The following is a 17,849-nucleotide window of genomic DNA, read 5'->3' as shown; positions in this document are numbered from 1 at the left end:
CTGTTTTCACAGTTTACGTCCCCGTTCAAGCTGCGCGAGCGAGGGATCATGGGAATGAACCAGCGCAACCACAGCTACATCGGTCGCTATAACGACCGAAGCCTGTATCCGCTGGTTGATGACAAGCTCAAAACCAAGCTGATTGCCAAACAAGCCGGGGCTACGGTTCCGGAATTGATTGGCGTTATCGACAGCCAGGTGTACGTTAAGCGCGTTCACGACATGGTCAAAGACTGGCCGGGTTTTGTAATCAAGCCTGCTCAGGGCTCTGGCGGTAAAGGCATTCTGGTTGTGGTTAAGCACAAGGATGGCGTGTATGTAAAACCGTCCGGTGCAGAGATGAACAAGCAGGATGTCGAGCGACACATCACCAACACCCTAGCGGGACTGTTCTCGCTGGGTGGCAAAAACGATGTGGCAATGGTTGAAAACCTGATCCAGTTTGACGATGTGTTCGATGGCTTCAGTTACGAAGGTGTGCCTGACGTACGGGTTATTGTCTTCAAGGGCTACCCTGTGATGGCGATGATGCGTTGCTCGACAGCCGCTTCTGACGGTAAGGCCAACTTGCACCAAGGTGCGGTAGGCGTAGGTATTGATATTGCCACCGGCAAAGCTATCCGAGCCGTTCAGTTTGACCAGCCGGTCGAACGTCACCCGGATACTGACCGCCTGCTGAGTGAGCTCGCAGTACCAAACTGGCACAAGCTGCTTACCCTCGCCTCTAGCGCCTGGGAAATGACCGGCTTGGGTTATATGGGTACTGATATGGTTCTGGATAAGGTTTATGGGCCGATGGTACTTGAGCTCAATGCCCGACCGGGCTTGGCTATCCAGACCGCCAACGGCGCCGGCCTACTGCCTCGCCTGCAGCATATCGAAAATCTTGGCGTACCGTCCAAACCACCGACACCGGAAGAGCGTGTCGCCTACGCGGCAGATCAATTTGGTGTGAAATCAAAGTTCTAGCGCTAGTCTCGAAACCTAAAATATCAAGCCCCAGCCATGTACTGGGGCTTTTTTATTTTCTTCTCATGTGTCAATAATAGGAGAGTTAATTTGCGCAAAGGATTCTTCATGCAGCCCGCTAAACCTGATAGCTCAGCTAGCCCTCAACCCGACCCCTTGTTTGATCAACACATTGACCGTACCAGCAGCAATAGTATCAAATGGCAAAAATACCAAGGCCAAAATGTGCTCCCTATGTGGGTCGCCGACAGTGATTTCAAGGTGCCAGAGGCTATCACCAATGCCCTACATAGCCATGTCGATCACGGTATATTCGGTTATGGCAGTGCCCCTAAGGGGCTGACGGAGCTCATCGTCGAACGTATGCAGAGCCTATATCAGTGGCATATCGAGCCAGAGTGGATTGTATATTTGCCGGGGTTAGTCTGCGGAATTAACCTGTCAGTCCGTGCCGTTTGTGATGCAGAACAAGGAGTCGCCTGCCCAAGTCCGATTTATCCACCATTCAAATCATCGGCTAAATTAGCCAAGCGTCCTTTGAGCAAATTACCGGTTGAGCTTGAAGGGCAACGCTGGTTAATGTCATTGGATGAAAAGGCTCTATTACCTGATACGCGGTTACTGCTGTTTTGCAACCCGCTCAATCCTGGTGGCACGGTATACCGCAGAGACGAACTGGATGCGGTTGCTAACTTTGCCAAACAACAAGATTTAATTGTTTGCTCGGATGAAATTCACTGTGATCTACTCCTCGAGCCTGACTGCCAGCATATTCCCTTTGCCAGCCTCAATGAGGATGCAGCACAGCGCTCTATCACCCTGATCGCACCAAGCAAAACCTTCAACATTGCTGGCCTCGGCGCCTCTATGGCGATTATTCCCAATCCGACATTACGGCGCGAGTTTGTCCGGGCCAAAGCCGGCATAGTACCGGACGTTAACGTTCTGGCATACACAGCTGCCCAAGCCGCCTATGAACACGGTCAGCCTTGGCTCGACAGGCAGCTTGCTTATCTGAGGCAGAATAAAACCACCGTTGAACAAGCTATCAATCGCATGCCCTATCTGACTCTCCATCCTATCGAAGGTACATACCTAGCCTGGATTGACGCTACGGCACTGCCGGTGCCTTCACCGTTCAAATTCTTTGAACAAGCAGGGGTGGGACTGTCACCCGGTGCAGATTTCGGTAACCCCGGCTTTGTCAGACTGAATTTTGCCTGCCGTCATCAAACATTATTAGAAGCACTCAGTAGAATGGAAAAGGCCATCACGACATTAGAGCAAAAAGAGATGGCTAAACAGTAACCAGTTGTTCACCATCGCTCTTTTTTTATTAAAGATATTAGAAGCTGTACCGATACAAACTCCATAACACTGGTATGTTTCTCGGTACAGCATAAATGCAAATCCATTCACTCGACAAAGCGCAGCTGATCAATGAAGTTCAGCTTGGCAGCCAACTCAGCCATGCGGTTGAGGGGGGACGTCGTGCTGATTTTGCCCTGATGCTGGCACTGCTCTCTCCCGAGCAACTGGAAACCACCCCAGTTGATGCGCTGCCCGCGGCTGGCAAAACAGAAAGCGAACTTCGTGCGTACTTTGAGCTGCCCGAGCCTCAGCCGCTGTCCACCACCGAGAGCAGCTACCAAAATGCCGCCCTGCAAGCCCAGGCTTTCCATGAAAGCGGCTTAGCCGATGCCCGCCTGCTCGATAGCCTGAAACCGACCCCACTTACCTACCCGCCACAGGGCACCAAAGGCATGCCCGAAGAGGTATACCACAATCTGTCAGGCCATGAGCGCCGCCTGTTGCCACCTACCGAGGATGCTACCATCAAGGCATCTCCTCAGGACCTTTATCTGTCACTGGTACAAGCCAAGCGCTTCGCCGAAATGTACGGGATCTGATATCGCTCATTGGGTGATTTTGCCTAATTTTGAAGTCAAAATGAGCCAACTTGCTAGTTATTACGTTGATATGATTATCATTACGAATTTAATTTCGTGACCTCCTTCATAGCTTTGTCACCTTTATGCTGCACAGTGATCACAGTTCACTAACATTTTAATGCTGGGTCGCAAGTTTGGGGGATTATTCACAGACAGACTCTGTGGGACTGCGTAACCTAAGTCTATGATTTGTAAGTTGGCTTTTTGACAGTAACAATGTGTCGGCAGCCTAATATAGGAAGAGCTATGAATATCGCACATTCAGTCATTATCATCACAGCGGCGGGTAGCCCACTGGGTAAAGCCCTATCGCTCCATTTTGCCTCGCTGGGGGCGAAACTGGCTTTGGTCGATGAACGCCAACATGCGTTGGGACAAACTCTTCAGGCCTGTCAGGCAGTGGGAGCGCCCTGCCAGTCTTATCTGATCCCAGACCAGAGCGAGCTCACCATAGGCACACTTATCAATAATATCCACCAGCATTTTGGCAAAATCGAAGTACTGGTGAACTGCTGGGTTGACTCTGCCCTCCCTTCGCTTTTGAGTCCTTCTTCGGTGGATCAGTTCAGCCGCTCAATGAACGAAAAAGCGACCCCTTTCTTTACCTTTGGTAAACAGACCGCCCATTACATGCGGGATCACAACTGCCATGGGGTTATCATCAACCTGGCTGCTAATGAGGATTGTTTGCACACTTCTGTCCACTCAGGTTCGAAAGCCATTGTATCGGGCTTAACCCAAAGCTGGGCCAAGGAATTGGCAGAGTTCAACATCCGCGTTGGCGGTGTGGTGCCGCTCACTATCGAGTGCCCATGCAATAGCCATCACCATAAACTCAGCTCTCCACTGCAATACGAAATTGCCCGCAGCGCCGAGTACATTGTTGCCAATGACTATTTCAACGGCAGGATGATTGAAGCCGAAGTGAGCTGATCGCCTTTACTTCCCATCAATTTTTCTTTCACATAAGTTCTAAACGAAAAAAGCCCGCCAAAATGGCGGGCTAAATAGGTAGTCTAAAGTGCGCTAGCTAAACAATGATTAAGCTTCTGCTTTCTCTTTTTTAGCTTTTGGTGCTTTCACTGCTTCCTGGTCTTCTTTTTTCTTGATGACCGTTGTGCCTTCGAAAGTTTCACCTTCAACAAACGCCTTACCGTAGTAAGAAGCTAGTAGGACTTCTTTTAGCTCTGCGATTAGAGGGTAGCGTGGGTTCGCACCAGTACACTGGTCATCGAACGCTTCAACCGCTAGCTCATCAAGCTTCGCTAGGAAGTCAGACTCAGCTACACCCGCCGCCTGGATAGACATTGGGATTTCTAGGTTAACTTTTAGCTCATCCAACCATGCTAGTAGACGCTCAATCTTCTGTGCAGTGCGGTCACCTTCCTGAGATAGGCCTAGGTGGTCAGCAACTTCTGCGTAACGACGGCGTGCCTGTGGACGGTCGTACTGAGAGAATGCAGTCTGCTTAGTTGGGTTGTCGTTCGCGTTGTAACGAACAACGTTAGAGATTAGTAGTGCGTTCGCTAGACCGTGAGGTACGTGGAACTCAGCACCAACCTTGTGCGCCATTGAGTGACAAACACCTAGGAAGGCGTTGGCAAACGCGATACCAGCGATAGTTGCTGCGTTGTGTACTTTCTCACGTGCGATTGGGTCGTTAGCACCGTTCGCGTAGCTTGAAGGTAGGTACTCTTTCAGCATCTTAAGAGCTTGTAGAGCCTGACCGTCAGAGTATTCGTTCGCAAGAACAGATACGTAAGCTTCTAGGGCGTGAGTTACTGCATCGTAACCACCGAACGCTGTTAGCGACTTAGGCATGTTCATCACAAGGTTAGCATCAACGATAGCCATTTGTGGAGTTAGCTCGTAATCCGCTAGAGGGTATTTAGCACCAGTCTTGTCATCGGTAACAACCGCAAATGGAGTTACTTCAGAACCTGTACCAGAAGTAGTAGTGATACATACTAGTTCAGCTTTCTTACCCATTTTCGGGAACTTGTAGATACGCTTACGGATATCCATAAAGCGCATTGCTAGTTCTTCGAAGTGCGTTTCTGGGTGCTCGTACATTACCCACATGATCTTCGCAGCATCCATTGGTGAACCACCACCAAGCGCTAGGATAACGTCTGGCTGGAAGCTTTGCATTGCAGCTGCACCTTTCTCTACAACAGATAGAGTAGGATCTGCTTCTACATCGAAGAATACTTGAACTTCAATACCCTGAGCTTTAAGTAGCTTAACTACCTCATCAGCGTAACCGTTGTTGAATAGGAAACGGTCAGTTACTAGGAATGCACGTTTCTTGCCTTCTAGGTCGCCAAGCGCGATTGGCAGGCTACCACGACGGAAGTAGATTGACTTAGGTAGTTTGTGCCACAACATGTTTTCAGCTCGCTTAGCTACAGTTTTCTTGTTGATAAGGTGCTTAGGACCTACGTTCTCAGAGATAGAGTTACCACCCCATGAACCACAACCCAGTGTTAGGGACGGTGCAACGTTGAAGTTGTACAGGTCACCGATACCACCGTGGGTAGTAGGGATGTTTACAAGAATACGTGCAGTCTTCAGCTTGTCACCGAAGTAGCGGATGCGGTCTGCATTCACGTCTTGGTTAGTGTAAAGACCAGATGTGTGGCCGATACCACCGATCTCAACCATAGTCACAGCCTGAGCAACAGCGTCTTCGAAGTTGTCAGCGCGGAATAGACCTAGAGTTGGAGATAGTTTCTCGTGAGCGAATGCATCGTCGTAAGACACTTTGCCCAGACCTTCACCTACTAGTACTTTGGTGTCAGCTGGAACTTTAACACCTGCCATTTCAGCGATAGCTGGAGCTGGCTGGCCTACGATTTTCGCGTTTAGGTTGCCGTCGATAAGCAGTACTTTACGTACTTTCTCAGCTTCTGCCTTAGATAGAACGTAAGCTTTGTGAGAAGCAAAACGCTCTTTCACTTCGTCGTAGACTTCGTCAACAACGATTGCAGCCTGCTCAGAAGCACAAACTACGCCGTTATCAAAAGTCTTAGACATCAGGATAGAAGCAACAGCACGCTTAACGTCTGCAGTTTCGTCGATAACAACTGGAACGTTACCCGCACCTACACCGATTGCTGGCTTACCAGAAGAGTAAGCAGCTTTAACCATGCCTGGACCACCAGTTGCAAGGATAAGTGCGATGTCATCATGCTTCATCAGTGCGTTTGAAAGCTCTACAGAAGGCTGGTCGATCCAACCGATGATGTCTTTTGGTGCACCAGCAGCGATAGCCGCGTCTAGAACCAATTTAGCTGCATCGTTGGTAGAGTTCTTCGCACGTGGGTGTGGCGAGAAAATGATACCGTTACGGGTTTTAAGAGAGATTAGAGATTTGAAGATAGCAGTAGAGGTTGGGTTTGTGGTTGGTACGATACCACAGATGATGCCAACTGGCTCTGCGATAGTCATAGTACCTAGGTTGTCATCCTCTTCAAGGATGCCACAGGTCTGCTCGTCTTTGTATTTGTTGTAGATAAATTCTGAAGCGAAGTGGTTTTTAATAACCTTATCTTCGACGATACCCATACCTGACTCTTCTACCGCTTGTTGCGCTAGAGGAATACGTGCTTGGTTAGCCGCTAGAGATGCAGCACGGAAGATTTTGTCTACTTGCTCCTGAGAGTAAGTCGCAAACTCTTTCTGAGCCGCTTTAACGCGTGCAACCATTGCATCTAGTTCAGCCATATTAGTAACAGGCATAGTTAACTCCTAACTTAAGATTGAAAACTTTTTAGTAAGGATGCGTTCACATCCTTTTGGGTTATCCGGGAGCCATCCTGCTCAAAAAAACCGGTAACACACATACTTAGTAAATTGCTTTCAAAACTGATTATATTCTTTCACACCGCGAAAAAAATTGATTTAGATCACTTGTAACCATTTAGAGTTACACTTTGTTATTTTTTGACCCATATCACCCAAAAACAATAACCTAAGCGGTTGATTTGTGACCATACCGCTTGAAGTGCAGCAAAGTGACGCTAAATCACGCAAACATCAAGCCATAATATTACGTAATAAAGCTACACAATTTGTCATATATAGACAATAACGAGAGCTAAATCACAGTTTTCAGAGCATCAGCATTCAGTTTTGTTTCATTAATGTAGCACGCAATGTGCTCACCAAAGGATAACCCATACCATGAGCATTTACACCAGCGCAACAAGATATTCATAAATAACTTTAAATAGGGAAAGATATAACTATTTTTAATTGGTGAAAGTCCGGCAATTGGCTTAAAGTATCGCCGATCAACAGGTTTATACTGTTTTAATCGAAGGTTAGATCATTGGAAGAACAAGCCTTGCTGACTCAGCCGTGGTTTCCCGTCACGCAATTATTCCGACCTTTGGCTACACTAAGCTCCTGTTGGGCTCTAAACTCCCATAATTAGCACTAAACTTAATATGCAACCACTTGAATTAGCCATTTTTCTGCAGTTTTTCGTCGGCCTGATTGCAGCCGTCAACCCGATAGGGATTATGCCGATCTTTGTTTCGTTGACAGGCCATATGAGTCCGGAAGAACGAAACAAAACCGCCCTGACCGCCAATGTGGCCGTTGCCGTAATCCTGACTGTCTCGCTTCTTGCTGGCCAATTCCTGCTAGATATGTTCAGTATTTCCCTCGACTCATTCCGGGTTGCCGGTGGTTTGCTGCTATTGACCATCGCCTTTTCGATGATGAGCGGTAAGCTGGGTGAGGATAAGCAAAACAAGCAGGAAAAATCCGAATCTGTTAGTCGTGAACAAATTGGCGTCGTCCCCCTTGCTATGCCATTGATGGCAGGTCCCGGTGCAATCAGTTCAACCATCGTCTATGGCTCACGCTACCCGGGAATGACTAGCACGGTCGGTATTGCACTCACTATCGTTGCCTTTGCGACCTGCTGTTGGATGCTATTTCGCGCCGCGCCTATTATCGTTCGCTTCCTCGGCCAGACTGGCATCAACGTCATCACCCGTATCATGGGTTTGATCCTTGCCGCACTGGGTATTGAGTTTATTGCCAACGGCCTGCGTGCCTTGTTCCCGGGCCTTGCTTAACAAAGCAGAGGCCTCAAACTGTCACCAGTTCCTACCCTTGTTATGGCCGGATAGCTTTTGAACAAAGCTTCCGGCCTTGTATCACTCCTCTCGACAAAAGAACAATAGTGCTTACTTCTTAACAATAATTAGGTTTATTATTTATACACTTATCGTATTTTAATGAGACCTATCGCTTTGGTTACCCTGACCCGAAAACAACGCCTGTACCAGATCATCTTCGGCACCCAGACCAAAGCCGGACGAAACTTCGATATCGCACTGATTGTCGCTATTCTTTGTTCAGAGCTTATCTTGATCCTATCGACCATCCGTTCGGTCGATTTCAAATACAGCGAAGCCCTGACCGTACTCGAGTGGGTCTTCACTATTCTCTTTACTATTGAATATGCACTGCGCCTTTACTGCTCTCCTAAACCTTGGGCCTATGCGCGCAGCTTCTACGGGGTGATTGACTTAATAGCCGTTTTGCCAAGCTACTTAGCTTTCTTGTTCCCGGGCTCAAACTACCTGCTTATCGTTCGTCTAATCCGTGTTATGCGAATTTTCCGGATCCTCAAGTTGGCGCGCTTCCTCAAAGACTCTAATATCCTGCTGCGCTCACTGCTGATGGCACAACGCAAGATCTTGGTCTTCTTCAGTACCGTCGCGATATTAGTCACCGTCTTGGGGTCACTGCTCTACATCGTTGAAGGACCCGACAACGGCTTTACCAGCATTCCCACCAGTATCTACTGGGCTATTGTGACCATTACCACTGTTGGCTATGGCGATATCGTGCCGCAGACAGATATTGGCAAAGCCATTGCTGCTTTCACCATGCTGTTGGGTTACTCGATTCTGGCTGTTCCTACCGGGATAATTACCGCCGAACTCAGCCAGGAAATGAGAACACAGCGTGAGCTGATCCGTTGTACCAACTGCTCGGCCAGCGGCCACGAAAGCGATGCCAACTTCTGCAAGAAATGTGGCACCCAGTTACCTGAACACCTCTGAGACTTAGGGGTGATTACGACTAATATCCTGCATAACAAAACGGCACCCAATGTGGGTGCCGTTTTTCAAATCTCATCTATGTGTTAATCGCTCACACTAGTTGTGCAAGAAGTTCACCGCTTTATCAGGGAAATCGGTAAACACACCATCTACATCAGCGGTGTTGTAGAAAATATCTAGCATGTCGTTAAAGTCATTGGCATAGGCTGGGATACGCCCCTCATCAGAGCGGAAGGTATAGGGGTGGACCTGCATGCCCGCCTCATGAGCAGCCTTGACCAAGCCCGTCAGCTTGATATTGCCTTTGGTTGATTCATCGGATACCACCATCGGCTTCCAAGGGCCGATACCATCGGCATACTTACCGACCATTTCCATGCCGTTAGGCTCGAACATCCAGTCATAGCTGTAAGGCGTCGCATTACCGTCCTTGCCGTATTCCATGGTTTCGTTCCAATCGGTGTAAGCCATCAACTGAACCAGTTTGACATCCATTCCCATCGCCGGCATCAACTCATCATGGATACGCTTGAGCTCATTGAAGTCGAATGTCTGCAAATACACTTTGCTGTCTTTGCTGGTATAGCCATATTGCTTAAGTACCTTGAGTACTGCGGCACTGATGTCTTTACCTTCGTGACGGTGGAACCATGGCGCTTTGATTTCAGGGTAGATACCGATGTCATAACCCAAGGTTTTATTCAGGCCATGGATCATTTCAATCTCTTCTTCAAAGGTCGGTACCTTGAAATCTGACTGCCACATCGGGAAGCGCTCAGGGAAACCCTGCACTTGCTTACCCTCTTCGAGCTTAAAACCTTCTGTTACGCTCAGCTGCTTAATTTCAGCCAGAGTAAAATCAATGGCGTAGTAGCGGCCATCTTTACGGGCGCGATCTGGGAACACCTCGGCAACGTTGGTAACACGATCAAGATAGTGATCATGCAGCACAACCAACCTATCATCCTTGGTCATGACCACATCCTGCTCGATGTAATCTGGCTTCATGGCATAAGCCAATGCTTTTGCTGCCAGTGTGTGCTCTGGCAGGTAGCCGGAAGCACCACGGTGAGCAACCACCACTTTATCTGTCTGTGTGTCTGTAGCGCTGGTTTGGGCAAAGCTTGGGGAAGCAAGTAGGGCACTGCCTATTACGGCAGCAAGGCAAGCTGTTTTCATTATTATGTCCTAGTCCATACGTTGTTATTGTGTTGTTTTGTATAAGCATAATAATGATTCGCTAATATTTCAGTAGCATGACTTTCGTTATGTGTGATCAACAACGCTCGAAATTGAACGTATTAGTTTCGAATGGTGATCTTGGTGTGATTTTTGATTATGAGATATAAAAAAAGCCGGAGTTTTCACTCCGGCTCATTTATTTCAAAGAAGGATATTCTTTACTTACGGCGCCAAGTCGTACCTTGAGGGCCGTCTTCAAGGATGATACCCATCGCGGTCAGCTTGTCGCGAGCTTCATCAGCCGCAGCCCAGTCTTTCGCAGCACGGGCATCAAGACGCTGTTGGATAAGTGCTTCGATTTCCGCGACGTCTTCATCTTCGCCAGCACCACCTTGCAGGAAGGCTTCCGGCTCTTGCGCCAACAGGCCAATTACGTCAGCCAACTCACGCATGCGCGCACCCAGTGCAGAAGCGGCATTGATATCTTCCGCTTTCAGGCGGTTGATCTCGCGAGCCATGTCAAACAGCACAGAGTAAGCTTCTGGGGTGTTGAAATCATCGTTCATTGCTTCTTTGAAGCGTGCGATAAACTCATCGCCACCGGCAGCAGCAACCGAAGTATCAAGACCACGTAGTGACGTGTACAGACGCTCAAGCGCTGAACGAGCCTGCTTAAGGTTATCTTCGCTGTAGTTCAGCTGGCTACGGTAGTGGCCAGACATCAGGAAGTAACGCACGGTTTCAGCATCGAAGTAACCCAGTACATCACGGATAGTGAAAAAGTTACCCAGCGATTTGGACATCTTCTCGCGGTCAACCATTACCATGCCGCTGTGCATCCAAGTATTCACGTACTGGGAGCCAGTTGCACAGCAAGACTGAGCAATTTCATTCTCGTGGTGCGGGAACTGCAGATCAGAACCACCGCCGTGAATGTCGAAATGATCGCCAAGAATAGCCGAGTTCATTGCAGAACATTCGATGTGCCAGCCAGGACGGCCTGCGCCCCATGGTGACTCCCACGTTGGCTCACCCGGCTTAGACATCTTCCAAAGCACGAAATCAAGCGGGCTACGCTTGGCTGTTTCGATATCAACGCGGGCACCGGCCTGAAGCTGGTCAAGGTCTTGCTTAGACAGCTTGCCGTATTCGTCAAACTTGCTTACTTCGAACATCACGTCGCCATTGTCCGCTACGTAAGCGAAGCCGCGCTCAATCAGACGCTCACACATTGCGATAATTTCAGCAATGAATTCCGTCGCACGCGGCTCGATATCCGGACGCTTCATGCCAAGTGCATCGAAGTCAGCGTGCATTTCGCCGATCAAGCGCTCGGTCAGTGAATCACAGCTTTCGCCATTTTCCGCTGCACGCTTGATGATCTTGTCATCGATATCAGTAATGTTACGAACAAAAGTCAGATCGTAACCCGAGTAACGCAGGTAGCGAGAAACCACGTCGAATGACACAAACGTACGGCCGTGACCGATGTGACACAAATCGTAGATGGTAACCCCACAGACATACATGCCAACTTTACCTGGCTGGATGGGTTTAAATTCCTCTTTTTGTCTTGTCAGTGAGTTATAGATCTTCAACATGTCTCTTCAATACTCATTTGGTGGGGTTACAATTCAAGAAGGTAATTACACCTTTATTGGCCGCCCATAGCAAGGAAAATCACGCCATCGGGACGATTCTGCAACAATATCGCCAAGGATACTGCCGCAATCGCTCAACCTCTACGACCATGGTCCATGGTGCCAAGCCTTCGCACATATTCTATAGTTAAGCAAAAGGTCAATATTTCGCCTATATATCACAGAGTTTGCCGTCGGCAACAGTTAATATTGACGCCTATGTTGGGTAAGATAGAATCCAACGTTTAAAGCAATATACACCTATTTAAAGGACAAGCTCATGGTAACGCTTCACACTACTTTTGGTGACATCAAAATCCAACTAAACACTGAAAAAGCACCAGAGACCTGTGCAAACTTCCTACAGTACTGCCGTGACGGTTTCTACAACGGTACTTTGTTCCACCGCGTTATCGATGGTTTCATGATCCAGGGCGGCGGTATGGCTTCTGGCATGGAAGAAAAAGAAACTCGTGCACCAATCAAAAATGAAGCTAGCAACGGCCTAAGCAATAAAGTGGGTACACTGGCTATGGCGCGTACTATGGAACCGCATTCAGCGAGCTCTCAGTTCTTCATCAACGTGAACGACAACAAATTCTTGGACTTCAAATCAGAGACACCTGACGGTTGGGGTTACTGCGTGTTTGCTGAAGTGGTTGAAGGCATGGACGTAGTGAACAAGATCAAAGCCGTTGCAACGGGTAACTGGGGTTACGTACACCAGGACGTACCGGTAGAAGAAGTTGTTATCAACAACGTCACTATCGAAGAGTAATGCTTCACAAAGGGTGGCCGTTGTGCCACCCTTCCCTCCTATGACCACACTTTTTATTTCCGACCTGCACCTGAGTGCCGACAGGCCAGACATTACCGCCTGCTTCCTCCGTTTTATGTCCACCGAAGCCCGTGGCATTGATGCCCTTTATGTATTGGGCGATCTGTTTGAGATGTGGATTGGCGATGATGACGATTCCCCATTCCACCAGCAAATAAAATCGGCCTTCCGCCAGCTCACCGATAGCGGTGTGCCTTGCTATTTTATCCACGGCAACAGGGACTTCCTGATTGGCAAGCGTTTTAGCCAGGAAACCGGCGTCGAGCTCCTGCCCGAACACACTGTGGTTGATCTTTATGGCACGCCAACTTTGATCCTGCACGGTGACACCTTGTGCACACTCGATGAAGGCTATCAGCGCTATCGCAAGAAGGTTCATAACCGCTATATTCAATGGTTGTTTTTCCGCCTGCCACTACGCTACCGCCAGCGTATCGGTGAAAAGATGCGAAGCGGCAGTAGCCAGACCAACCAGACCAAAAGCCAGACTATCATGGATGTTACCCCCGGAGAGGTTGTCCATGTCATGGCAGAGCTAGGGGTCAACCAGATGATCCACGGCCATACCCATAGACCTGACGTTCATGTCCTGTCAGTAAACGGGCAAGACGCACGCCGAATTGTACTTGGCGACTGGTATGATCATGGCTCTGTATTGGTTTGTACCCCGCAAGACTGCCAGCTTGAAACGCGCGATTTTCAGCCGTAGTCAACTATAAGCTACATCCCAAAACAGGTGTTCCCGGCCATACGCAAGCAATAAAAAAGGTACGCCATGCGTACCTTTTTTCACACCTAATGGGATATAAGCCCTACTTGGCAGAGCCTGCCAATGCTTCAGTGCCAGCAAGCGCGCGCTCTTTTGACCATGAACGGTACATCGTAATAGAGGTATAAAGCACGACACCAATTACCAGCCACGCCAGCAGATGTAGATCGAGCGACTTCACCAGGTACGCAGCAATCACCACGCCAATTGGGCCAGTAATTGCCACGACCAACGCCGCACGGCTGTTGATGCGGTTCATACGAATAAAGCCACCTGCCGAGAAGAAACTTAGGAAAGCACACGAACACATCATGATAGGGAATGCCGCCAGCGGGTGCATACCCAACAGGTAAACCATGGTCATGCACGGAGCATAAAGGCCAATACCCACTGTCATTAGTGCGCCAAACAGGAAGTTACCCGCAATGGCGACTGCCAGTTTCCAGCCAGACAAGCCTAGCTCAAGGCCGCCGAGCGGAAACAGCTTAAGCTGTCCCGCCAACATCAAGCTCGCTACCACCAGCAAGGCCGCACTCATTACCAAGCGGATCAACTGACGATCCCAACTGGAGACTAAACGGGCTCCGAAAGTTGCCCCTAGGCAGGCAGCCAACACCATAGAGACCATGGTCGTCGGATCAACATCCACGGCAGTCAGAAAGATCAGTGACTGAACCACGGTTGCTAAAACCGCCTGGCAATTGAGGGTGCCCGGCAGCAACTGATCATCAATAAGCTTAAACTGTTTATAGCCAGCGGTTTTGATAGCAAAGCTACCCACCCCAAGGGTGTCACAGAAATTGGCAAAGCCGCCAATAAGGCCGATAGGTAAGATTTTTGTTTGCGCTTCCTGCTCTCGATTTTTACGCCATGAAAGAAGCAACATAGCAATAAAAATCATTCCACCTACAAGCAATCCCGCTTGTATGACTGTGAATACGGTCATGAGTTACACAAAATTTTTTCGGAAAGCCGCGGATTATCTATTATGCTCACGAATAATTCCATGTTCAGTATCATGGTTGATAGGCAAAAAATGTAACACTGTCTTATTGAGATTATTTTTGTCATAATTTGTACGAAAAGCCATACATTAATCGTCAAATGCAACTACATTAATAATGGCATCACCAACGTAAGATCGATTATTTACTTACATGAATTCATATCTTGCCAGACAGCCAGTCTTAAACAGGGACAAAGACACCATCGGCTATGAGCTGTTATTCCGAGACGGTCCGAACAACAGTTTCCCTGAAGTTGATGAAGAGCATGCCACTCATCGCCTGTTGACTGACAACTTTCTCAGTACTGGCAACAGTGACGTCGCCTCCGGTAAAAAAGCCTTTATCAATTTTCCGCATGGTAGCCTGATAAATCGTATACCGCTGCTGTTCCCGAAAAAAAGCTTCATCATTGAAATTCTGGAAACGTGCCAGCCTGATGATGAGTTATTGACGGCCGTCATGGAGCTTTACCAAGCTGGCTATACCTTGGCACTGGATGATTTCACCCCAACACCGGAATGGAACCGCTTCATCCCGTTCGTCCATATTATCAAGTTTGATCTGCGTGCAACGCCGCTGCCTAAGGCCAGCTTTTTTATCCGCCGCCTTAAAGAGAAAGGCAGTAAAATTACCTTCTTGGCAGAAAAAGTAGAAACTTACGAAGAGTTTATGGCAGCCAGTGAGGCTGGCTTTGATCTCTTTCAGGGCTACTTTTTTAGTCGGCCTGAACTCGTTCGCAAAAAAGCACTTGAGCCCTCGGCCCTTACAACACTTCGGCTCTATAAAGAGATCAGCCGAGTCGACGTTAATTTTGACAAGATCGAAAAGATCATCGCTACCGATGTCACGCTCTCGTACAAGCTGCTACGTCATGTCAATAACATGACTTACACCCGTGCCAAGCCAATCTCTTCGTTCAAACAAGCTTTGGTCTATCTCGGCGAGGAAAAACTAAGGCGCTTTGTCACCTTTGTTGCCACCTCTCATGCCGTTGAAAATAAACCAGAGTCGCTGTACTTCCTGTCATTGCAACGGGCGCGCTTTAGCGAACAATTGAGTCAGCACCTACAGATCCCTATCGATAGCAACGAGGCCTTTCTGACGGGGTTGTTTTCATTGCTCGATAGTATCTTGGATCAACCCATTGAAGCACTTATCGACCAGTTACCCTTGGACGAGACGGTTCAGCACGCCCTGATAAACCGCCGGGGTTACCTGGGCGGGATCCTGCGCTTGGCCGTTGCCCATGACCAAGCGGATTGGAAAACTATCAAACGTTTATGTCAGGCCCTCAAACTGAAAGAATCAGTCGTTGCAGAAACCTATATGGAATCTTTAAAATGGGTCACTGTTTTTGAGCGAAATTTACCGAGTAAACCATGACCCAACCAATTCCGTCATGCCCTTGTGGCAGCCAACGCCCTTTGGCTGAATGCTGCCAACCTATCCACCAAAATCCAAGCCTAGCGACCCACCCTGAGCAGCTTATGCGTTCACGCTACAGTGCGCATGTACTAGGCCTGGTGGATTATGTTGTGGCAACTTACCATCCAAGCTGTGAAGCAGAGCAGCACCGTGAAGCTATTGCGGAGTCGGTAAATAGCCAGTGGCTAGGGCTGGAAGAGATCAACAGCGAGATTGCTTCAGAGGCCGAGGGATATGTCGAATTTAAAGCCTTCTACCAAGACGGCAACGAGCAATATTGCCTCCATGAACGTTCGCGTTTCCTCAAAGAAATGGTAGATGGCCAGCCTCAATGGTATTACATCGATGGCGAATACCCAGAGCCTCCGGTTGCCGAAGAAACTAAACCATTACCAGTTGTTAGTGATAAAGTCGGCCGTAATGATCCCTGCCCGTGCGGCAGTGGCAAAAAATACAAGAAATGCTGCGGTAAATAACGATTGGTTAAACCGCCTAACCTTACTTTATAGCGCCCCGAATTCAGATCTAGTCATTCAGCTCCCCTATTCATTTAGGGGAGTGTTTCCCTCTTAAAGCGCTTTGCCCAAGAAAAATTATTCATTAAACAGAATAACCCTCAATTTACCGCTCGCTTTCCCCGATCAGCAGTCGTTAACAACTCGTATATTTTCTTGTTGCAAACACCACTTCCTTTTTCAGCATACAAGCACAAATCCGTTTAATCTCTTCGCACTATGCCCCCATTTGACTAGGTTTTATCCACTGCGAAACCCTACCCCGATAAAAATTTAATATTTCGGTAAAATTGCTATTGCAAAATAAATCCAGCTTCGTTAGTGTGAATCACAAGCAAGCGTTAATAATGATTTATACAGAGTACATATCTATGCGTATCCAAATGGTAAACCTACATCACCATCATCATCCTGATTAGTCTTTCGGGAGGATACGCCTCGCTCTGGAAGACGCAAAAATACTCTTCCAGCGGTCGTGATAGCACAGATTACAAGGCCCTCGGAAGAGAAATCTTCCGAGGGTTTTTTCGTTTTCAGGCTCAACATCGAGTACAGGGATTAAAACAATGCAGACACAACGACTACGAATTGCAATTCAAAAGAAAGGACGCCTGAGTAAAGAGTGCCAGGAGCTACTCAAACGTTGCGGCGTGAAGTTCAACATGATGGGTGAGCGTTTAGTGGTTCACTCTGAAAACATGCCGATCGACCTACTACTGGTTCGTGATGACGATATTCCAGGTTTGATCATGGACGGTGTTGTTGACCTGGGCGTAATTGGTGAAAATGAGCTAGAAGAAGTGGGCCTTGAGCGTGAAGCCCGTGGCGAGCCAGCCAACTACATCAAACTACGCCGCCTGGACTTCGGAGGCTGCCGCCTATCCATTGCCATCGACAAGGATGCCGAATACAACGGCCCGCAGGATCTGCAAGGCAAGCGCATTGCAACGACCTACCCACAGCTAGTAAAGCGCTACATGGATCAGCAAGGCGTAAACTTCAGCACCTGTATGCTCAACGGCTCGGTGGAAGTCGCACCACGCGCTGGCCTTGCCGACGCTATCTGTGACTTGGTATCGACTGGCGCAACACTTGAAGCCAATGGCCTCAAAGAAGCTGAAGTGATCCTGCGCTCCAAAGCAGTACTTATTCAGCAAACCGGTGAGCTATCCGACGATAAACAAGCTCTGATTGATCGTTTGCTGACCCGTATGCAGGGTGTTATCCAGGCAAAAGAATCCAAGTACATCATGCTGCACGCGCCAGCTGAGCGCCTTGACCAAATCAAAGCCCTACTGCCAGGTGCCGAAGACCCAACAGTATTGCCGCTGTCTCAGGACAAGAGCCGCGTTGCGGTACATCTTGTCAGCTCTGAAAACCTGTTCTGGGAAACCATGGAACAGCTCAAAGAACTGGGCGCGAGCTCAATCCTTGTCCTGCCTATCGAAAAGATGATGGAGTAAGCA

The 17,849-nt window shown here is 48.4% G+C and carries 15 protein-coding genes and 1 other annotated feature; of the genes, 11 read left to right on the top strand and 4 right to left on the bottom strand.

All coding sequences use genetic code 11. The features are described 5' to 3' along the window. From ACXAD4_RS05090 to ACXAD4_RS05075, 4 genes are all read left to right on the top strand, one after another. Complete coding sequence (locus tag ACXAD4_RS05090; protein ID WP_475242715.1) at nucleotides 1–969, top strand: alpha-L-glutamate ligase-like protein; 969 nt, start codon at nucleotides 1–3, stop codon at nucleotides 967–969. A gap of 108 nt (nucleotides 970–1,077) precedes the next feature. Further along, complete coding sequence (locus ACXAD4_RS05085; protein WP_475239238.1) at nucleotides 1,078–2,277, top strand: MalY/PatB family protein; 1,200 nt, start codon at nucleotides 1,078–1,080, stop codon at nucleotides 2,275–2,277. A gap of 95 nt (nucleotides 2,278–2,372) precedes the next feature. Continuing rightward, nucleotides 2,373–2,879, top strand: coding sequence for a VC2046/SO_2500 family protein (locus tag ACXAD4_RS05080; RefSeq protein WP_475239236.1), 507 nt, complete (start codon nucleotides 2,373–2,375; stop codon nucleotides 2,877–2,879). A gap of 288 nt (nucleotides 2,880–3,167) precedes the next feature. After that, nucleotides 3,168–3,854, top strand: coding sequence for an SDR family oxidoreductase (locus ACXAD4_RS05075; RefSeq protein ID WP_475239234.1), 687 nt, complete (start codon nucleotides 3,168–3,170; stop codon nucleotides 3,852–3,854). 108 nt (nucleotides 3,855–3,962) lie between these two features. On the opposite strand, the gene adhE is transcribed toward ACXAD4_RS05075, so the two are convergent. Continuing rightward, nucleotides 3,963–6,662, bottom strand: a complete 2,700-nt coding sequence (gene adhE, locus ACXAD4_RS05070) for a bifunctional acetaldehyde-CoA/alcohol dehydrogenase (protein WP_475239232.1) — start codon at nucleotides 6,660–6,662, stop codon at nucleotides 3,963–3,965. A 710-nt stretch (nucleotides 6,663–7,372) separates the two neighbouring features. Here adhE and ACXAD4_RS05065 point away from each other — a divergent pair. Continuing rightward, nucleotides 7,373–8,011, top strand: a complete 639-nt coding sequence (locus tag ACXAD4_RS05065) for a YchE family NAAT transporter (protein ID WP_475239229.1) — start codon at nucleotides 7,373–7,375, stop codon at nucleotides 8,009–8,011. A 162-nt stretch (nucleotides 8,012–8,173) separates the two neighbouring features. Beyond that, nucleotides 8,174–9,007, top strand: a complete 834-nt coding sequence (locus ACXAD4_RS05060; protein WP_475239227.1) for an ion transporter — start codon at nucleotides 8,174–8,176, stop codon at nucleotides 9,005–9,007. 96 nt (nucleotides 9,008–9,103) lie between these two features. Here the strand turns inward: ACXAD4_RS05060 and glpQ are convergent, their stop codons facing one another. Continuing rightward, the gene (gene glpQ, locus ACXAD4_RS05055) at nucleotides 9,104–10,186 is read right to left on the bottom strand and encodes a glycerophosphodiester phosphodiesterase (protein WP_475239224.1); all 1,083 of its coding nucleotides are present in this window, start codon (nucleotides 10,184–10,186) and stop codon (nucleotides 9,104–9,106) included. Nucleotides 10,187–10,407: 221 nt separating this feature from the next. Continuing rightward, nucleotides 10,408–11,790, bottom strand: a complete 1,383-nt coding sequence (gene cysS, locus ACXAD4_RS05050) for a cysteine--tRNA ligase (protein ID WP_475239223.1) — start codon at nucleotides 11,788–11,790, stop codon at nucleotides 10,408–10,410. A 319-nt stretch (nucleotides 11,791–12,109) separates the two neighbouring features. Here cysS and ACXAD4_RS05045 point away from each other — a divergent pair, with 319 nt between their 5' ends. Next, on the top strand, nucleotides 12,110–12,607 hold the full coding sequence (locus ACXAD4_RS05045) for a peptidylprolyl isomerase (RefSeq protein ID WP_475239221.1): 498 nt from the start codon (nucleotides 12,110–12,112) through the stop codon (nucleotides 12,605–12,607). Between the two features lie 40 nt (nucleotides 12,608–12,647). Next, the gene (gene lpxH / locus ACXAD4_RS05040; protein WP_475242714.1) at nucleotides 12,648–13,376 is read left to right on the top strand and encodes a UDP-2,3-diacylglucosamine diphosphatase; all 729 of its coding nucleotides are present in this window, start codon (nucleotides 12,648–12,650) and stop codon (nucleotides 13,374–13,376) included. Nucleotides 13,377–13,479: 103 nt separating this feature from the next. Here the strand turns inward: lpxH and ACXAD4_RS05035 are convergent, their stop codons facing one another. Continuing rightward, complete coding sequence (locus ACXAD4_RS05035) at nucleotides 13,480–14,382, bottom strand: sulfite exporter TauE/SafE family protein (protein ID WP_475239218.1); 903 nt, start codon at nucleotides 14,380–14,382, stop codon at nucleotides 13,480–13,482. Nucleotides 14,383–14,593: 211 nt separating this feature from the next. On the opposite strand from ACXAD4_RS05035, the gene ACXAD4_RS05030 reads away from it, so the two are divergent. From ACXAD4_RS05030 to hisG, 3 genes are all read left to right on the top strand, one after another. Continuing rightward, nucleotides 14,594–15,826, top strand: coding sequence for an EAL and HDOD domain-containing protein (locus ACXAD4_RS05030; RefSeq protein WP_475239215.1), 1,233 nt, complete (start codon nucleotides 14,594–14,596; stop codon nucleotides 15,824–15,826). 8 nt (nucleotides 15,827–15,834) lie between these two features. Further along, nucleotides 15,835–16,344 carry a YchJ family metal-binding protein gene (locus tag ACXAD4_RS05025; protein WP_475242713.1) on the top strand — a complete coding sequence of 170 codons (510 nt, stop codon included), beginning with the start codon at nucleotides 15,835–15,837 and terminating at the stop codon, nucleotides 16,342–16,344. A gap of 433 nt (nucleotides 16,345–16,777) precedes the next feature. Beyond that, nucleotides 16,778–16,914: a sequence feature (His leader region), on the top strand. Between the two features lie 35 nt (nucleotides 16,915–16,949). Beyond that, entirely contained in the window at nucleotides 16,950–17,846 is an 897-nt protein-coding gene (gene hisG / locus ACXAD4_RS05020; protein WP_475239212.1) for an ATP phosphoribosyltransferase, read from the top strand. Nucleotides 17,847–17,849 lie beyond the last annotated feature (3 nt).

Source organism: Photobacterium sp. AWH4_225, assembly GCF_056158405.1.
Note: the sequence above shows the minus strand (reverse complement) of the source record. Positions and strands in the feature narration are given on the sequence as shown.

Bases quoted from the DNA above. Each gene is read 5' to 3' on its own strand.
- ACXAD4_RS05085 (WP_475239238.1), top strand. From the start codon at position 1,078: ATGCAGCCCGCTAAACCTGATAGCTCAGCTAGCCCTCAACCCGACCCC.
- ACXAD4_RS05080 (WP_475239236.1), top strand. From the start codon at position 2,373: ATGCAAATCCATTCACTCGACAAAGCGCAGCTGATCAATGAAGTTCAG.
- ACXAD4_RS05075 (WP_475239234.1), top strand. From the start codon at position 3,168: ATGAATATCGCACATTCAGTCATTATCATCACAGCGGCGGGTAGCCCA.
- adhE (WP_475239232.1), bottom strand. From the start codon at position 6,662: ATGCCTGTTACTAATATGGCTGAACTAGATGCAATGGTTGCACGCGTT.
- ACXAD4_RS05065 (WP_475239229.1), top strand. From the start codon at position 7,373: ATGCAACCACTTGAATTAGCCATTTTTCTGCAGTTTTTCGTCGGCCTG.
- ACXAD4_RS05060 (WP_475239227.1), top strand. From the start codon at position 8,174: ATGAGACCTATCGCTTTGGTTACCCTGACCCGAAAACAACGCCTGTAC.
- glpQ (WP_475239224.1), bottom strand. From the start codon at position 10,186: ATGAAAACAGCTTGCCTTGCTGCCGTAATAGGCAGTGCCCTACTTGCT.
- cysS (WP_475239223.1), bottom strand. From the start codon at position 11,790: ATGTTGAAGATCTATAACTCACTGACAAGACAAAAAGAGGAATTTAAA.
- ACXAD4_RS05045 (WP_475239221.1), top strand. From the start codon at position 12,110: ATGGTAACGCTTCACACTACTTTTGGTGACATCAAAATCCAACTAAAC.
- lpxH (WP_475242714.1), top strand. From the start codon at position 12,648: ATGACCACACTTTTTATTTCCGACCTGCACCTGAGTGCCGACAGGCCA.
- ACXAD4_RS05035 (WP_475239218.1), bottom strand. From the start codon at position 14,382: ATGACCGTATTCACAGTCATACAAGCGGGATTGCTTGTAGGTGGAATG.
- ACXAD4_RS05030 (WP_475239215.1), top strand. From the start codon at position 14,594: ATGAATTCATATCTTGCCAGACAGCCAGTCTTAAACAGGGACAAAGAC.
- hisG (WP_475239212.1), top strand. From the start codon at position 16,950: ATGCAGACACAACGACTACGAATTGCAATTCAAAAGAAAGGACGCCTG.